The 14,386-nt window shown below is 70.1% G+C and carries 16 protein-coding genes and 1 pseudogene; 9 read left to right on the top strand and 8 right to left on the bottom strand.

Annotation, left to right across the window (positions count from 1 at the left end; all coding sequences use genetic code 11):
• Window positions 1-14 precede the first annotated feature (14 nt).
• Complete coding sequence (locus tag EP26_RS11870; RefSeq protein WP_052389083.1) at window positions 15-317, bottom strand: hypothetical protein; 303 nt, start codon at window positions 315-317, stop codon at window positions 15-17.
• Window positions 297-1,201: pseudogene (locus EP26_RS11865) on the bottom strand (IS110 family RNA-guided transposase); the annotation flags it as partial. The pseudogene EP26_RS11865 and the gene EP26_RS11870, both read right to left, overlap by 21 nt.
• Window positions 1,202-1,310: 109 nt before the next feature.
• Here EP26_RS11865 and EP26_RS38585 point away from each other — a divergent pair.
• Together EP26_RS38585 and EP26_RS11860 are read left to right on the top strand one after the other, a co-directional pair.
• Entirely contained in the window at window positions 1,311-1,589 is a 279-nt protein-coding gene (locus EP26_RS38585) for a transposase (protein ID WP_084112476.1), read from the top strand.
• Entirely contained in the window at window positions 1,505-1,882 is a 378-nt protein-coding gene (locus tag EP26_RS11860) for a hypothetical protein (protein ID WP_052389081.1), read from the top strand. The genes EP26_RS38585 and EP26_RS11860 overlap by 85 nt, the downstream gene beginning before the upstream one ends.
• Before the next feature lie 660 nt (window positions 1,883-2,542).
• On the opposite strand, the gene EP26_RS31880 is transcribed toward EP26_RS11860, so the two are convergent.
• The 3 genes from EP26_RS31880 to EP26_RS11845 all read right to left on the bottom strand — a co-directional run bounded on the left by EP26_RS31880 (window position 2,543) and on the right by EP26_RS11845 (window position 5,152).
• Entirely contained in the window at window positions 2,543-3,427 is an 885-nt protein-coding gene (locus tag EP26_RS31880) for a calcium-binding protein (RefSeq protein ID WP_052389080.1), read from the bottom strand.
• Window positions 3,428-3,586: 159 nt separating this feature from the next.
• Window positions 3,587-3,985, bottom strand: coding sequence for an aminotransferase class I/II-fold pyridoxal phosphate-dependent enzyme (locus EP26_RS11850; RefSeq protein ID WP_157033502.1), 399 nt, complete (start codon window positions 3,983-3,985; stop codon window positions 3,587-3,589).
• A gap of 48 nt (window positions 3,986-4,033) precedes the next feature.
• Window positions 4,034-5,152 carry an aminotransferase-like domain-containing protein gene (locus EP26_RS11845; protein ID WP_043338738.1) on the bottom strand — a complete coding sequence of 373 codons (1,119 nt, stop codon included), beginning with the start codon at window positions 5,150-5,152 and terminating at the stop codon, window positions 4,034-4,036.
• A gap of 172 nt (window positions 5,153-5,324) precedes the next feature.
• On the opposite strand from EP26_RS11845, the gene EP26_RS11840 reads away from it, so the two are divergent.
• On the top strand, window positions 5,325-5,540 hold the full coding sequence (locus tag EP26_RS11840; protein WP_043338737.1) for a DUF1127 domain-containing protein: 216 nt from the start codon (window positions 5,325-5,327) through the stop codon (window positions 5,538-5,540).
• Between the two features lie 70 nt (window positions 5,541-5,610).
• Here EP26_RS11840 and EP26_RS38115 read toward each other — a convergent pair whose 3' ends face one another.
• The gene (locus EP26_RS38115) at window positions 5,611-6,246 is read right to left on the bottom strand and encodes a glutathione S-transferase family protein (RefSeq protein ID WP_052389079.1); all 636 of its coding nucleotides are present in this window, start codon (window positions 6,244-6,246) and stop codon (window positions 5,611-5,613) included.
• Between the two features lie 33 nt (window positions 6,247-6,279).
• Here EP26_RS38115 and EP26_RS11830 point away from each other — a divergent pair, with 33 nt between their 5' ends.
• Window positions 6,280-7,005, top strand: coding sequence for an SOS response-associated peptidase (locus EP26_RS11830; protein ID WP_043338735.1), 726 nt, complete (start codon window positions 6,280-6,282; stop codon window positions 7,003-7,005).
• Here the strand turns inward: EP26_RS11830 and EP26_RS11825 are convergent.
• Window positions 6,995-7,924 carry a dihydrodipicolinate synthase family protein gene (locus EP26_RS11825; protein ID WP_043338734.1) on the bottom strand — a complete coding sequence of 310 codons (930 nt, stop codon included), beginning with the start codon at window positions 7,922-7,924 and terminating at the stop codon, window positions 6,995-6,997. The genes EP26_RS11830 and EP26_RS11825 overlap by 11 nt on opposite strands.
• A 1-nt stretch (window position 7,925) precedes the next feature.
• Window positions 7,926-9,353: a M20 family metallopeptidase gene (locus EP26_RS11820; RefSeq protein WP_043338778.1), complete on the bottom strand. Its 1,428-nt coding sequence runs from the start codon at window positions 9,351-9,353 to the stop codon at window positions 7,926-7,928.
• A gap of 149 nt (window positions 9,354-9,502) precedes the next feature.
• On the opposite strand from EP26_RS11820, the gene EP26_RS11815 reads away from it, so the two are divergent.
• From EP26_RS11815 to EP26_RS11795, 5 genes are all read left to right on the top strand, one after another.
• Window positions 9,503-10,066, top strand: coding sequence for an ANTAR domain-containing response regulator (locus EP26_RS11815; RefSeq protein ID WP_043338776.1), 564 nt, complete (start codon window positions 9,503-9,505; stop codon window positions 10,064-10,066).
• Between the two features lie 223 nt (window positions 10,067-10,289).
• A complete protein-coding gene (locus EP26_RS11810; protein ID WP_052389078.1) occupies window positions 10,290-11,429 on the top strand; it encodes a CmpA/NrtA family ABC transporter substrate-binding protein in 1,140 nt (379 codons plus the stop codon).
• A gap of 1 nt (window position 11,430) precedes the next feature.
• Window positions 11,431-12,696 (top strand): CmpA/NrtA family ABC transporter substrate-binding protein, encoded by a 1,266-nt coding sequence (locus tag EP26_RS11805; RefSeq protein ID WP_043338733.1) that lies wholly within the window; start codon window positions 11,431-11,433, stop codon window positions 12,694-12,696.
• A gap of 3 nt (window positions 12,697-12,699) precedes the next feature.
• Window positions 12,700-13,569: a nitrate ABC transporter permease gene (gene ntrB / locus EP26_RS11800; protein ID WP_043338732.1), complete on the top strand. Its 870-nt coding sequence runs from the start codon at window positions 12,700-12,702 to the stop codon at window positions 13,567-13,569.
• 14 nt (window positions 13,570-13,583) lie between these two features.
• On the top strand, window positions 13,584-14,378 hold the full coding sequence (locus EP26_RS11795) for an ABC transporter ATP-binding protein (RefSeq protein ID WP_043338731.1): 795 nt from the start codon (window positions 13,584-13,586) through the stop codon (window positions 14,376-14,378).
• The last annotated feature ends 8 nt before the right edge of the window (window positions 14,379-14,386 follow it).

Here is a 14,386-nt window from a genome sequence, read left to right as displayed (position 1 = left end):
AGGTGGCGGCCCGATCATGGCGCCCGCACCGCCGACAGCACCCGGCGCAACGCCGCCTCGTCCACGTCTCGCCCAACCCGCACCGTCGCACCGCAAGGTAGGGCAACCTCGATCCGCCCCGCGTCCCGGTCGCCGGCCTCGGCCGGCACCTCCGGCAGCGACGCAATCGGCTCCGGCTCGGCCATCGCCGGGTGTGAGGCTACGGTCACCTGCGCAAAGGTGGGTGCGAACACCGGCACAACGCCGAGCTCACCCTGCCGCATCTGCCGGCGCCAGGTGTAGATCAGCCCCGTGCCGATGCCCCAACGCCGAGCCACCTCGGTGACCAACGCTCCAGGCTGCATCTGACATGGGCCGCCTCGAACAGCGCCGTCCGGACGTCCCCGTCTCCAGACTTGCTGATGTGGCCGGAGCGGTCGACCTCGCCGGATTGGTAGCGTCTTGGCGTCAGCCCGAAGTGCGCGCCAACATCTCTGGAGTGCTTGAACCGGTTCGGGTCATCGACCGCCGCCTTGAAGGTCATGGCCACGATCGCGCCGACACCGAGGACGGTCATCATGCGCCGGCAATTCGTGTCGGTCCGCACCGTCCGGAGTACCTCCCGGTGCAGGGCCGAGTACTCGGCACGCAAAGCAGCCCGGGCGCGGAGCATGGGCCCGGCCAAGCCCTCCAACGTCCTCTGGCCGGCAACCAGCTCGCGGACCCGCGCCTCGAACCGCCCCTTGGCTACCTCGCCGAGCTTCAGGCCGAAGCCGCGCAGAATGCCGCGCAGGCAGCGCTCCAGGTCGTTCAGCCGGGCCTGCAGCTGCTTGCGCGCAACCAGCAGGGCGCGGACTTCCTGAGCAGGTATCGTCTTGGCGTGGACGGGGCGGAACCAGCCCATGCGGACCATCTGCGCCATGCCGCGGGCGTCGTTGCGGTCCGTCTTGACCGCCGCCGACCGGAGCACCGCCCTCACGTGGCGCGTCTCCAGGAGCACGGCCTCGAAACCCGCTCCCGTCAGCCCGGCATGGATCCACTGCGACAAGGGGCCCGCCTCCAGCCCGACCCGAGTGAAGGCCAGACCGCTCCCTCTGAGGAAAGCAACCAGTGCCTCCGGTTCGCTGGCCACCTTGGCCTCGTGCAGGATCCGTCCCGTGCCGTCCACCACGCACACGCTGCTCAGCTCGAGCGAGACATCGACCGCAGCAAAGTACTCCATGACCGACCTCCCTAGATGGCCAAGACCGCCACTCGGCCCTGCTCACTCCATCAGCTTGGGGACTGTCATTCCAACCGGAAACCTGCGGTTCCCATGGTAGCCCGGCCCCATACGGCATCTGAAGTTTGGTGGCCCCGGCGAGTGGCTGGTTGAGAAGCATGGCAGCAAGAGGCGTCGTGGCTGGCGCAAGCTGCACCTTGCCACCGACGTCAACACGGGTCGGATTGTCGCGGCGGTGTTGACCGACAAGGACGCTGACGACAGCTCGCAAGTCGGTGCCTTGCTCGATCAGATCGAGGGGCGGTGGCGTCTTTCACCAACGATGGTGCTTATGACCAGGACAACGTCTACATCGAGGTCACGACCCGGCATTCCAAGGCGGCTGTGATCGTACCACCCCGCGCGAACGCGGTGCCGAGTGAAACTGCGGAGACCGCACCGACTCAGCGGGACGGCCATCTGCACTGTATCGCGGAGCGCGGCCGCACGGGCTGGCAGAAGGCTTCAAGCTACAACAACCGTGTCTTGGTTGAGGCCGGCATCTCACGATGGAAGTGCGTTATCGGTGAGGGGCTGCGGTCGCAAATCAATGGCCGGCAAGCGACCGAGGTGGCCATTGCCGCCGGCGTGCTGAACCATATGCTCGAGCTCGGACGACCGGATTATGTTCGCATCGCATGACCCGCAACGTGGGTAGGGCTACGTGCGTCCTCACCGTTGATGCGTGCAACACACTGGATCAACGGCCACCAGCGCCGCGCATCGTCGATACAGACGGCCGTTCTCTTGCTCTGTGGCGCCATGCAGTTTCGGTTCGAAGACGGCACGAGAAACGCCGCAGGCTTGCGCCGGCGGCGTTCCAGTTTTCGTGCGCGGCCTATCCGTCTCCGGGGCCCGCAGTGGAATTATCCTCGGTTTTTTCGCTCGACGCAACAGCCAAGCGCGGTGCGACATCGGAGCGCCATTGCTTCATCGTGAAGGCTCGGTGCTGCCCGGTTTTTGTGCCTTGTATCCCGGGGGAGCCGCCGCGCACGCGGCGGCGCGGGGGCAGAGCCCCCGGCCCGCGGGATCGGACGTATCAACGAAGGGGTCCTCGCCGCCCACTTAAAGGCTCCGTTAGTCTGAGAGCGGTCATTTGCCGGTTATCGAACACCCTTCCTTAGCCAAGTTTGTAAAGCTCAGAGCGCCTGCCGGGCCACTTAGCGGCCTGATATTTACGATCTGGAGGATTGGATGAGGATAATTACCTGTATCCAAAAGGTTCTCTCCCTCACATCCCGACTGCGTTCCGCCTATCCCATGTAGCCGGTCATGACACCGGTGGCGGGCAGCGGCAGGCCGTCAGCCGAGATCGAAGTCGAACCTGAAGTCCGAAGCCGACAACCGGTAGGTCCCGGCAAGCTCGATCTGGCCACGGGCTGCGGGGGGCATCGCAGGGTCATAGAGGTCCCCCGCGAAGAACTCGACGATGGTCCGCCCGTCCTGCACCTCGTAGCGAACCTGCGTGCGCCGCTCGTCGACGAATTCCCCGGTCCCGAGGAAGGCCGTCGGGTCAAGGTCGGAGCCGTAGACCGCTTTGTGGCCGGCGAGGTCGAGGATGTCCTCGCCCTGGCGGAAGTCGAGCACGACGTCGCGCTCGCCGCGGCCGGTGCCAGTGTCGATGCCGTTGATGCTCGGACGCCAGCTCTGCATGGTGAAGGCGAATGCGTCATGTCCCGCACCACCGAGGAGCACGTCCGCACCGGTACCACCCTCGATCGTGTCGTCCCCGCACCCGCCCAGGATGGTATCGCGGCCACCGAAGCCCTGGATGCTGTCGTCGCCGGCGTCACCCCAAAGGAGGTCGCTCAGGTCAAAGTTGCGCGCCTCGATGATGAGCGGCGGATAGGGGAAGCTCGGCGTCCCCGCCCCCGAGATCACGTCATCGCCTGCCCCGCCGGACACAGTGTCACGGCCGAAGCCGGCGACGATGCTGTCATCCCCGGCACCGCCGAGGATCATGTTGCTGCCGGCGGCCGGCTCGCCCGGGGCGGTGTTGATGTAGCCGCGTGGGTCAGGGCCGAACTCGTTCTCGCCATGGATGGTATCGTTGCCGCCGCCGCCGCTGAGAAGGTCGTCCCCAAGGCCGCCTTGCAGAATGTCGTCGCCGGCGCGGCCGGCAGCCAGATCCGGATGCCTGGTCCCACGCAGCATGTCGCCTGCGGGCGTTCCGAGACGGATCGCCATGGCCATTCTCCCATCGCCGGTTCCCGTTCCTCGCAGGATGTCGGCACGGGACAGGCAGGGCCAGGGTTTTATGCCGGGCGCGATGCACGAGATTGCGAGGGCCGTCCGCCGGCGAGGCGATGAGCGCGCGGGACGTCGCGGAGCCACCGGTCATCCCTGTCAGCCGGTATCCGCCCCCCGCGCGGCCAGCGCCGCCTCCAGCGCCTCGAACATCCTCGGCTCCGAGGACCGCGCCGCGTTGAACCGGAGATGCCGGCTCCCCCCCCGCTCCGGCCGAAACAGCGAGCCCCGCGCCAGCAGCAGCCCCCGATCCAGCGCCGCCTGATACACCGCCTCCGGCTCGCAGCCTGGCGGCAGCGCCGCCCAGAGGAACAGCCCCGGCTCCCCCTCCGCCGCCAGCCCGAAGCCGAGCGCCTGCAACCGCGCCACCGCCTGCGCCCGCGTCGCCGCCAGCTTCGGCCGCAACCTGTCGACCCACCGCCGGTACTGCCCCGAGGCCAGCAGCTCCGCCAGCAACACCTCCATCAGCGGCGGCAGCGCCGACGATATCGTCACCATCTCGACCCCGATCACCGGCGGCTTGGTCGATCTCGGCAGCGGCCGCGATCAGCTCATCCTGCTCGGCGCAACCAACAGCCTCACCGTGACCGGCGCCGAGGTCATCACCGGCAGCGCCGGCGCCGACAATAGCTTCGCCTGCAACAACGCCTCGATGATCGGCCGCTCGGCGGCAATGAAGCCGAGCCGCGTCGCCGGCCCCACCATCTTGGTGAAGGAGGAGAGGTAGATCAGCCCCCGCCCGCCCGCCAATTGCAGCAGCCGCACCGGATGGCCGGGATGCAGGTCGGCATAGGTGTCGTCCTCCACCAGCATCAGCCCGTGGCGCTCGGCGATCAGCAACAGCCGATGCAGCGTCGCCGCCGAGGCCGTCCACCCCGTCGGGTTGTGCAGCACGCTCTGCACGAGGAAGAGCTTCGGCCGCAGTGTCCGACACGCCTCCTCCACCGCCTCCAGGTCCGGCCCGTCCGGATTCCAAGGAATGGGATGCAACCGTACCCCTGCCCGCTCCAGCATGGTGTAGAATTTGAAGTAGCCGGGGTCCTCCGCCAGCACCGTATCGCCCGGCTGCAATTGCGTGCGGATGATGAGGTCGAGCGCCTGCGTCCCGCCGAGCGTCGTCAGCAGGCAATCCGGCGAGACCGGCATTGCCATCCCCGCCAGCCGCACCGCGATCTGCTCGCGCAGCGCCCCGTCCCCCCGCGCCGTGCCATCACATGCCAGCAGCTCCGGCATCCGCCGCTGCACCCGGTGAAGCACCGCCGGCGGCCAGGCATCGCGCAGCCACCCCTCCGGCAAATACCCGTTCCCCGGCTTCCACAAGGCCGGCGCCCCGAAGCTGCGGAGGCTGACCGCCTCATCCCCCACATCCGGGTCCGCCCCACGCCCCGCCGGCTGCGGCCCTATGGCGGCGACGAAGGTCCCCGCCCCCGGCCTTGGCGCCACCAGCCCCATCGCCCCCAGCCGGTCATAGGCCTCGACGACCGAATGCACGCTGCACCCGAGCCGCCCCGCCATCGCTCGCACCGAGGGAAGCCGCACCCCCGCCGCCAGGCTCCCCGCACGGATCATCCCGCCGAGCTTGTCGACGATCTGCTCCACCACCGGCCCGTCGCGCTCGAGCCGCAATGTCGCCAGGGAATGAGGAAGCGGCATCGTGTCCGGCATACCCCCAGCCTGCCGCCCCTCGGCCCGCCTCCGCAAGCATCACCGTCAGGGACGCCACCCGCACTGTGCCGCCCGCCGACCGGTACAGTTCACTCAGAACCCGCCAACCCGTACCGGGACCGCAAGATCGAACCATCCCATCCTCCATCACCCCCAACGGGAGAATGGAGCCATGCAGACCGCCCTTCGCACGCCCGCCCTCGCCCTTCCCGCCAGCTTCACCCGGCGCCCGCTGCGCGTCCGCGTCACGGCCTGGCTGCGGCTCGGCTTGGCCCGGCGCCGCGAGCGGCAGTACCTGGTCGAGATGGAGCCGCGCATGCTCCGCGACATCGGCATCGGGCCGCATGATGCGATGAAGGAAGCGCGAAAGTATTGGTGGGAGATCTGAGGCACGAGGGGGACGCCGTCCCCCTCGAATTCCCTCTGCCAAGGGCCGAAAGGCCCCTGGACCCCTCGAGTCAGCGCTGTTTCGGCGGGGGTGGCTCCGTCGCTGCCACGCTCGGGCGAGCCAGGTGCCGCGTCAGGTAACCCATCAAAGCGGGCAGCCCCGCCATGATCGCCCCGGCCTCTGGCAATCGCGCCAGGTAGTAGAGGATCGGCAGCAGGTTCGCGTCCGCCAGCGTGAACCCCTCCCCCACCAGATGCCCGGTCGGCGCCACGCTCCGGTCCAGGAACCCAAGCTGCTCCCGCATCCCCGGCACCGCCGCCTCCGCCGCCGCCCGGTCCGGCGACCCGTCCTCCGTCCCCGGAAACACGTGCGCATAGAGGTACCGCCGGATACAGAGCGGATCGATCACGGTGTTCACCACCGAGACCCATTGCTCCACCAGCGCCTGCGCCACCGGCTCCTCCGGAATCACCCTCGGCCCCGGGAACACCCGGTCGACATAGGTGCAGATCGCCTTCGACTCGTAGAGCACGAGGTTGCCATGCCGCATCGCCGGAATCTTGCCGAAGGGGTGCAGCGCCCGCATCTCCGGCGTCCCCGGCCACCCCCGGGTATGGAGATACAGGACCCCCTTCTCCGCGCAGACCATCCGGCAGGTCCACACATAGGTGCTGCGCGCCACGCCGATGATTTCAAGCTCCGCCATCGCCTTCCCCCACCGGTCATGTAGACTGCCCCGATGTGCGGACGATACTTCCAGCAGCGCGGCGCCGGCTATGTCGCCCGCTACTTCGAGACGCTGAACCCCATTCCCAACACGCCCCCGAGCTGGAACCGCGCGCCCACCCAGGATGCGCTGGTGGTCCGCCGCCACCCCGAGACCGGCGCCCGCCACCTCGACGCGCTGCGCTGGGGCCTGGTCCCCCGCTGGGCCAGCGATCCCTCGGTCGGCAGCAAGATGATCAACGCCCGCTCCGAGGGCATCGCGGACAAGCCCTCCTTCCGCGAGGCCTTCCGCAAGCGCCGCTGCCTCGTCACCGCCGACGGCTTCTACGAATGGCGCACCGAGGGCAAGGCGAAGCAGCCCTTCGCCATCGCCCTCGCCGGCGGCGAACCCATGGCACTGGCCGGCCTCTGGGAAGGCTGGCGCGCCCCCGACGGCAGCATCCTCCGCACCTGCACCATCGTCACCGGCGAGGCGAACGAGAAGCTCGCCGCCATGCACCACCGCATGCCGATGATCCTGCCCCGCGAGGCCTGGCCCGCCTGGCTCGGCGAAACCCCCGCCGAGCCCGAGGAGCTGCTGGCCCTGCTCAAGCCCTACCCGCCCGAGCTGACCCTCGCCTGGCCCGTCACCAGCCGCGTCAACAAGGTGGCCGAGAACGACCCCAACCTCCTGCTGCGCGACCCGCTGGCCATGCCGCCGGCGGGCCTCGACGACCCGCCGCCCGAGTTCAGAGAGTGACGATCGGGTCCCGCGCCGCGAGGCGCCCGAGCAGGTAATCCACCTCCGCCCGCGTCTCTGCCGAGAGCTTCGGCCCCGGCCGCCGCAGCGCGTCGCAGGCGATGATTCCCCGCCGCATCAGCATGTACTTGCGCACGGCCAGCCCCAGCCCCGGCTGCAGCTCGGTGCGGATGAGCGGCAGGTGCAGGTCGAAGAGGTCCTGCGCCGCGTCGCGCTCCCCCCTCCCCATCATCTCGCAGACCCGCACCAGCATCTCCGGCACGCCGTAGCCGGTCATGATGCCATCCGCCCCGCGCGCCAGCTCCTCCGGCAGGAACTGCCCGCCGAGCCCGCCGAGGATGCTGACCCGCCGCATCCGTCCCTCATCCGAGAGCCGACGCAGCGCCGTGATCTTGTCGAGCCCCGGCCAATCCTCCGCCTTCACCATGACGAGGCGCGGGTCCTCCGCCATCCGCCGGATCATCTCGACGGACATGAAGATGCCGTTCGCCTGCGGATAATCCTGCAGCACGTAGGGCGCGTCGCCCACCACCTCGGAAGCCTGGGCGATATAGGAGACGACGGCGTCGTCCCCCTTCAGCCCCGGCGTCGGCGCGATCATCACCCCCGCCGCGCCGGCATCCATCGCGCTGCGCGACAGCGACTTCATGCTGGCGAAGCCCGGCGAGGACACGCCGACCACGACCGGCACGCGCCCGTCCACCCGCCGCAGCACGCGGGCGGTGAACTCCACCGCCTCCGCCGCATCGAGCTTCGGCGCCTCGCCCATGATGCCGAGGATGGTCAGCCCGCTCGCCCCAGCGGCGAGATAGGCATCCACCATCCGGTCCGTGCTGGCGAGATCCAGCGCGCCATCCACCGTGAAGGGCGTCGGCGCGATGACGAAGACGCCGCGCGCCTTCTCGTCGAGCTGTGCCATGTCAGGCCGCCGTCACGGACATGTCTAAGGGCGGCTGCACATCGGGCGACAGCACCGGCTCATACGGGTTGGCCGCCGTCCTTGCCGCGAGATCCGCCTTCGCCGCCTCGATCAGCGCCGGGTCGCGCAGGCAATCGACCGCCGTGCCCGCCATCACCTTCGCCACATGCACCATGCCCTTATGCGCCGCCGGCAGCTTGCCCTGCGCGGTAAGCTGCCAGGAATGCCCCGGCGTGCCGATCGCATAGGTCGAGCCCCGCGCCTGCACCGTCGGCACCACCCAGCTCACATCGCCCACATCGGTCGAGCCCATCATCGGCGCCCCCCGCACCTCGAGCGGCACGACCACGTCGCAGAGCGCGACGCCCTTCCGCATCGGCAGCCCGATCCGCCGCCAGGAGGCCGCGATATCCTCCTCGGTCAGCGTCGCCTGGAACTCCGCCGCCCGCGCCCGATCGAGGTCGTCGAAGGGCGGCGGCCCCAGCCGGTCGAGGTTGTTCTGCATCGCCCGCTCCAGCGGCGCATTGCCGAGCAGGTTGGAGACGCCCGAGACCACCTTCGACGAGACCTTGGTCTCCGTCATCAGCGCCGCCCCGTCGGCGACCTTCCGCACCCGCTCGATCAGCCGCCGCAGCTCCACCAGGTCCCGCGCCCGGATCAGGTAGCGCACCTTCGCCGTCGGCTGCACCACATTGGGCGCCACGCCGCCGGCATCGAGATAGGCATAGTGGATGCGCGCATCGCTCGGCATGTGCTCGCGCATGTAGTTGACGCCGACATTCATCAGCTCCACCGCATCCAGCGCGCTCCGCCCGAGATGCGGCGCCGCGGCGGCGTGGCTCGCGCGTCCGACGAAGGAGAAGTCGATCCGGGTATTGGCGAGCGACACAGCCTCCTGCACCGCCGCGAAGGCCGCGGGATGCCAGGAGATGGCGACATCCACATCCTTGAAGGCCCCGTCGCGGACCATGAAGCCCTTCGCCGCCCCGCCTTCCTCGGCCGGGCAGCCATAGTAGCGCACCCGCCCCGGCAGCTTGTTCTCCGCCAGCCACTCCTTCACCGCCGTCGCCGCCAGCAGCGAGGCCGAGCCCAGCAGGTTGTGCCCGCAGCCATGCCCGAAGCCCGGCCCCGGCAGCGGCCGCGGCTCCGCGACGCCGGCTTCCTGCGATAGCCCCGGCAACGCATCGTACTCGCCGAGGATGGCGATCACCGGCCCGCCCTCGCCCGCCTCGCCCATCACGGCGGTCGGGATGCCCGCCACCTTCTCGGTCACGCGAAAGCCCTGCTCGCGCAGCATCGCCGTATGCTCGGCGCAGGAGCGCGTCTCGGTATAGGCCAGCTCCGGCATGCCCCAGACGCGGTCGGAGAGCGCCTCGAAGCCGCCCCTCTTCGCATCCACCAGCCGCCAGATCGATTCGGTATTGTCCATGATGGTCAGGCCCATGCCTTGAGTGTGCCCGGATCATAGCCCGCCCCGCGCGGGTCGCCACCCGCGATGGCAGCCTCCCTTTGAGCCGCCCCTTTCGTCGCGCGGCACGATCCATGCTTGTCGATGGGTGGATCGACCCAGGAGCCCGCGTGCTGCGCGTCTTGCTTGTGGACAGTGACCCGGAACGCGCCGCCGCCGTCGAGGCCGGCCTCGCCGCCACCGGCTGCACCGTCGTCGCCATAGCCGCCGGCACGGGCGAGTTGACGCGCCATGTCCGTGACACCGGCGCCGAGGTCATCGTCTGCGGCCTCGACGACCCCTCCCGCGACGAGTTGGAGGGCATGCGCGCCCTGCACCGCGACGAGCCCCGCCCCATCGTCCTCTTCGCCGAGAAGGCCGAGCCCGAGCAGATCGAGGCGGCGCTCGCCGCCGGCGTCTCGGCCTACGTGGTGGAAGGCATGGCCCCCGCCCGCATGCGCCCGGTGATCGAGGTCGCCATCCGCCGCTTCCGCGCCCACCAGGCTCTGCGCGAGGAACTCGCCGCCGCCCGCCGCGACCTCGACGAGCGAAAGCTGGTCGACCGCGCCAAGGCCCTGCTGATGGAGCGCCACCGCCTCACCGAGCCCGAGGCCTATAGGCGCCTCCGCCGCATGGCGATGGATCGCGGTCTCCGCCTCCCTGCCCTGGCCGCGCATATATTGGACTCAAACTAGGCATTTAGCCTTATTAATAATCTATTCCTGTCCTCATACCCATACCTGCCCATTCCGCGCGCATTTTTCTCTTGACGCTTCCCCGCCGCGTCTGTTGCATTGCAGCAGCGAGGCGATGCGCAACGGCGTGCACCGCACCGGCCCCTGACGAAGGCCACTCGCCCCACGCCCTCGCGGTCCAATGGCGGTCCGCATCTGGCCATCCCGGGCCGGAGGACCGCCCGTGCCGCTCGATGCCGACGACGCCCCCCGCCCGACGCTCCGCCGCCCGGTCCTTCGCACCCTCCGCCTCGGCTTCGTGCCCCTGACCGATGCCGCGCCGCTGCTCGCCGCGCAGGAGCTCGGCCTGTTCGACGCCGTCGGCCTCCGCGTCACTCTCTCGGCCGAACCCTCCTGGGCCGCGCTGCGCGACAAGCTCGCCTTCGGCGCCCTCGACGCCGCCCATCTCCTCGGCCCCATGCCGATCGCCCTGGCCGCCGGCCTCACCGGCGTCCGCGCCCAGGTGACGATCGCCGCCGGCCTCGGCGCCAACGGCAACACCATCACCCTCTCGAACGCGCTGATGCAGGAGCTCGGCCGCACCCCCCGCCCGCTCCCCGCCGCCAGCTTCGGCGCCCTGGTCCGCCGCCGCGCCACGGCCGGCCGCCCCCCGCTGACGCTCGCCGTCGTCTTCCCCTTCTCCTCCCACAACTACCTGCTGCGCCACTGGCTGGCCCAGGGCGGCCTCGACCCCGACCGCGACCTCCGCCTCACCGTCGTCCCGCCGCCCATGGTCGCCCAACGCCTGGCCGAGGGCGAGATCGACGGCTTCTGCGCCGGCGAGCCCTGGGGCAGCCATGCCGCCGCCCTCGGCGCCGGCCGCATCGCCCTCTCCACCGGCGACATCTGGCCGAACCACCCCGAGAAGGTCCTTGCCTTCAACACCGGCTACGCCACCCGCGACCCGGAGAGCGCCACCGCCTGCACCGCCGCCGTCATCGCCGCCGCCCGCTGGCTCGACGAGCCGGGCAACCAAGCCGAGGCCGTCGCCATCCTCCGCCGCCGCGCCTTCCCGAAGCTCGCCTCCGCCGAGATCGCCGCCGCCTTCCAGGGCACCGCCGAGGGCCTGCCGCTGGCCGCCCCCCTCCGCTTCCACAACGCCACGTTCCCGCGCCGCGAGCAGGCCGCCTGGTTCCTCCGCCAGATGCGCCGTTGGGGCCACATCCCCGCCGCGGTCAGCGACAGCACCGCCCTCGCCCCCTGGCGCCAGGAGATCTGGCGCGCCGCCGCCGCCCGCCTGCACGAGGCCGAGCCCCCCGCGCCCCCGCCACCCCCGTCCTCGCCCCGATCCTCGCCATTGGGCGACAGCCTGGAGCACGCCTGAGATGAGCCTCACCCGCCGCACCGCCCTCACCGCGACGGCCGCCCTCCTCGCCGCCGCCCGCGCCGCGACCCCGCGCGGCGCCTTCGCCCAAGCCCCGACCACGCCCGAGGTGAAGAAAGCCATCCTCGGCTACATCGCCCTCACCGACGCCGCCCCCCTCATCATCGCCAAGGAGCGGGGCTTCTTCGCCAGGCACGGAATGTCCGAGGTCGAGGTCTCGAAGCAGGCGAGCTGGGGCGCCACGCGCGACAACCTCGTCCTCGGCGGCGAGCGCGGCGGCATCGACGGCGCCCATATCCTGACGCCGCTCCCCTACCTGATGACCGCCGGCCGCGTGACGCAGAACAACCAGCCCGTGCCGATGGTCATCACCGCCCGGCTGAACACCAACGGCCAGGCGCTGTCCGTTGGCGAGAAGCACAAGGCGCTGAAGCCCACCATCGACGCCAGCAGCCTCAAGCGCGCCCTGACGCAGGAGAGCAAGGTCGCCATGACCTTCCGCGGCGGCACCCACGACCTCTGGATCCGCTACTGGCTCGCCGCCGGCGGCATAGACCCGGACCGCGACGTCCAGACCATCGTCGTCCCGCCGCCGCAGATGGTCGCCAACATGAAGGTCGGTACCATGGACGCCTTCTGCGTCGGCGAGCCCTGGAACGACCAGCTCGTCAACCAGAAGATCGGCTTCACCGCCGCCGTCACCGGCGAACTCTGGCGCGACCACCCGGAGAAGTCCCTCGGCCTCCGCGCCGACTGGGTGGAGAAGCACCCGAACGCCGCGACGGCGCTCACCGCCGCCGTCATCGAGGCCCAGCGCTGGTGCGACGAGGCCGCGAACAAGGCGGAGATGTGCGCCATCATCGGCCGCCGCGCCTGGTTCAACGTGCCGGTCACCGACATCCTCAACCGCAGCCTCGGCAACATCGACTACGGCGACGGCCGCAAGGTCGAGGGCTCGCCGCTGCTGATGAAGTTCTGGCGCGACCACGCCAGCTACCCCTTCCCCAGCCACGACCTCTGGTTCCTCACCGAGGACATCCGCTGGGGCGTCCTCCCCGAGAGCACCGACACCAAGGCGCTCATCGCCCAGGTCAACCGCGAGGGCCTCTGGCGCGCAGCCGCCGAGCGCGCCGGCGTCCCCGCCGCGGAGATGCCCACCGGCACCAGCCGCGGCCGCGAGACCTTCTTCGACGGCAAGGTCTTCGACCCGGAGAACCCCGCCGCCTACCTCGCCTCCCTCTCCATCAAGAAACTCGCCGGAGCCTGAGCGATGACCATGTTGGCCCGCAAGCCGGCGGTCACCGCCCCGGCCGCCCTCTCGGCACCGGCGAGCTTCGCCGCCCTGCCGCGCGCATCGCGCCTCCGCCCCATCCTGGCGCAGGTGATCCCGCCGTTGCTGGTGGTGCTCGCCCTCGTCGCCCTGTGGGAGTTCGCCACCAGCGGCCCCGGCGCCACGCTGCCGCCGCCGAGCAAGGTCTGGGCCGATGCGCGCGACCTCATCACCGACCCCTTCTTCGACAACGGCGGCCTCGATAAGGGCCTCTTCTGGCACCTGCTGGCGAGCCTGCAACGCGTCGCCCTCGGCTTCGCCCTCGCCGCCCTCGCCGGCATCCTGGTCGGGCTGCTGATCGGCACCTCGGACTTCGCCATGCGCGGCCTCGACCCGATCTTCCAGGTGCTCCGCACCGTCCCGCCGCTCGCCTGGCTGCCTCTCTCGCTCGCCGCCTTCCGCGAGGCGCAGCCCTCGGCGATCTTCGTGATCTTCATCACCTCGATCTGGCCGATCATCATCAACACCGCAGTCGGCGTGAGGAATGTCCCGCAGGACTACCGCAACGTCGCCGCCGTCATCCGCCTGCGCGGCCCCGCCTTCTTCTGGAAGATCGTGCTGCCGGCCGCCGCCCCCTACATCTTCACCGGCCTGAAGATCGGCATCGGCCTTAGCTGGCTGGCGATCATCGCCGCCGAGATGCTGATCGGCGGCGTCGGCATCGGCTTCTTCATCTGGGATGCCTGGAACAGCTCCAATCTCTCCGACCTCATCGTGGCCCTCACCTATGTCGGCCTGGTCGGCTTCGCGCTCGACCGCATCGTGGCCCTCGCCGGCCGCTTCGCCACCCGCGGCACCTCCGCGAGCTAAGGGGAGAACGCCAGATGGACCGCTTCCTCGACATCTCCCAGCTCTCCGTCGCCTTCCCCAAGGCGCCCATCCCCGTCCTCCGCGAGATCGACCTGCAGATCGCCCGCGGCGAGTATGTCTCCGTCATCGGCCACAGCGGCTGCGGGAAGAGCACGCTGCTGAACGTCATCGCCGGCCTCCTCCCCGCGACGGCGGGCGGCGTGGTGCTGGAAGGCCGCGAGATTGAGGGCCCCGGCCCCGACCGCGCCGTCGTCTTCCAGAACCACAGCCTGCTGCCCTGGCTCACCTGCTACGAGAACGTCAGGCTCGCCGCGGACCAGACCCTGTCGAAGACGATGTCCCGCGCCGAACGCCACGCCTGGGTGCTGGAGAACCTGGCGCTCGTCCGCATGACCCACGCCAAGGACAAGCGCCCCTCCGAAATCTCGGGCGGGATGAAGCAGCGCATCGGCATCGCCCGTGCCCTGTCAATGAAGCCCAAGGTTCTGCTGCTCGACGAGCCCTTCGGCGCCCTCGACGCCCTGACCCGCGCCCACCTCCAGGACCAGGTGATGGAGATCCACGCCAGCCACGGCACCACCGTGGTGATGATCACCCATGACGTCGACGAAGCCGTGCTGCTCTCCGACCGCATCGTCATGCTGACCAACGGCCCCAACGCCCGCATCGGCGAAATCCTTGAGGTCGACCTCCCCCGCCCCCGCGACCGCCTCGCTTTGGCGGCCGACCCGCGCTTCGTCGCCGCGCGAACGGCGGTGCTGGAATTCCTCCACGCCCGCCACGCCAACCCTGCGCTCGCCGCCGCCTGAGGCCCAGC

Origin of the sequence: Belnapia moabensis DSM 16746, assembly GCF_000745835.1 — a bacterium.
GTDB classification, from domain to species: domain Bacteria; phylum Pseudomonadota; class Alphaproteobacteria; order Acetobacterales; family Acetobacteraceae; genus Belnapia; species Belnapia moabensis.
The sequence above is the reverse complement of the archived record's forward strand: the minus strand, read 5'-3'. Positions and strand labels throughout refer to the sequence as shown.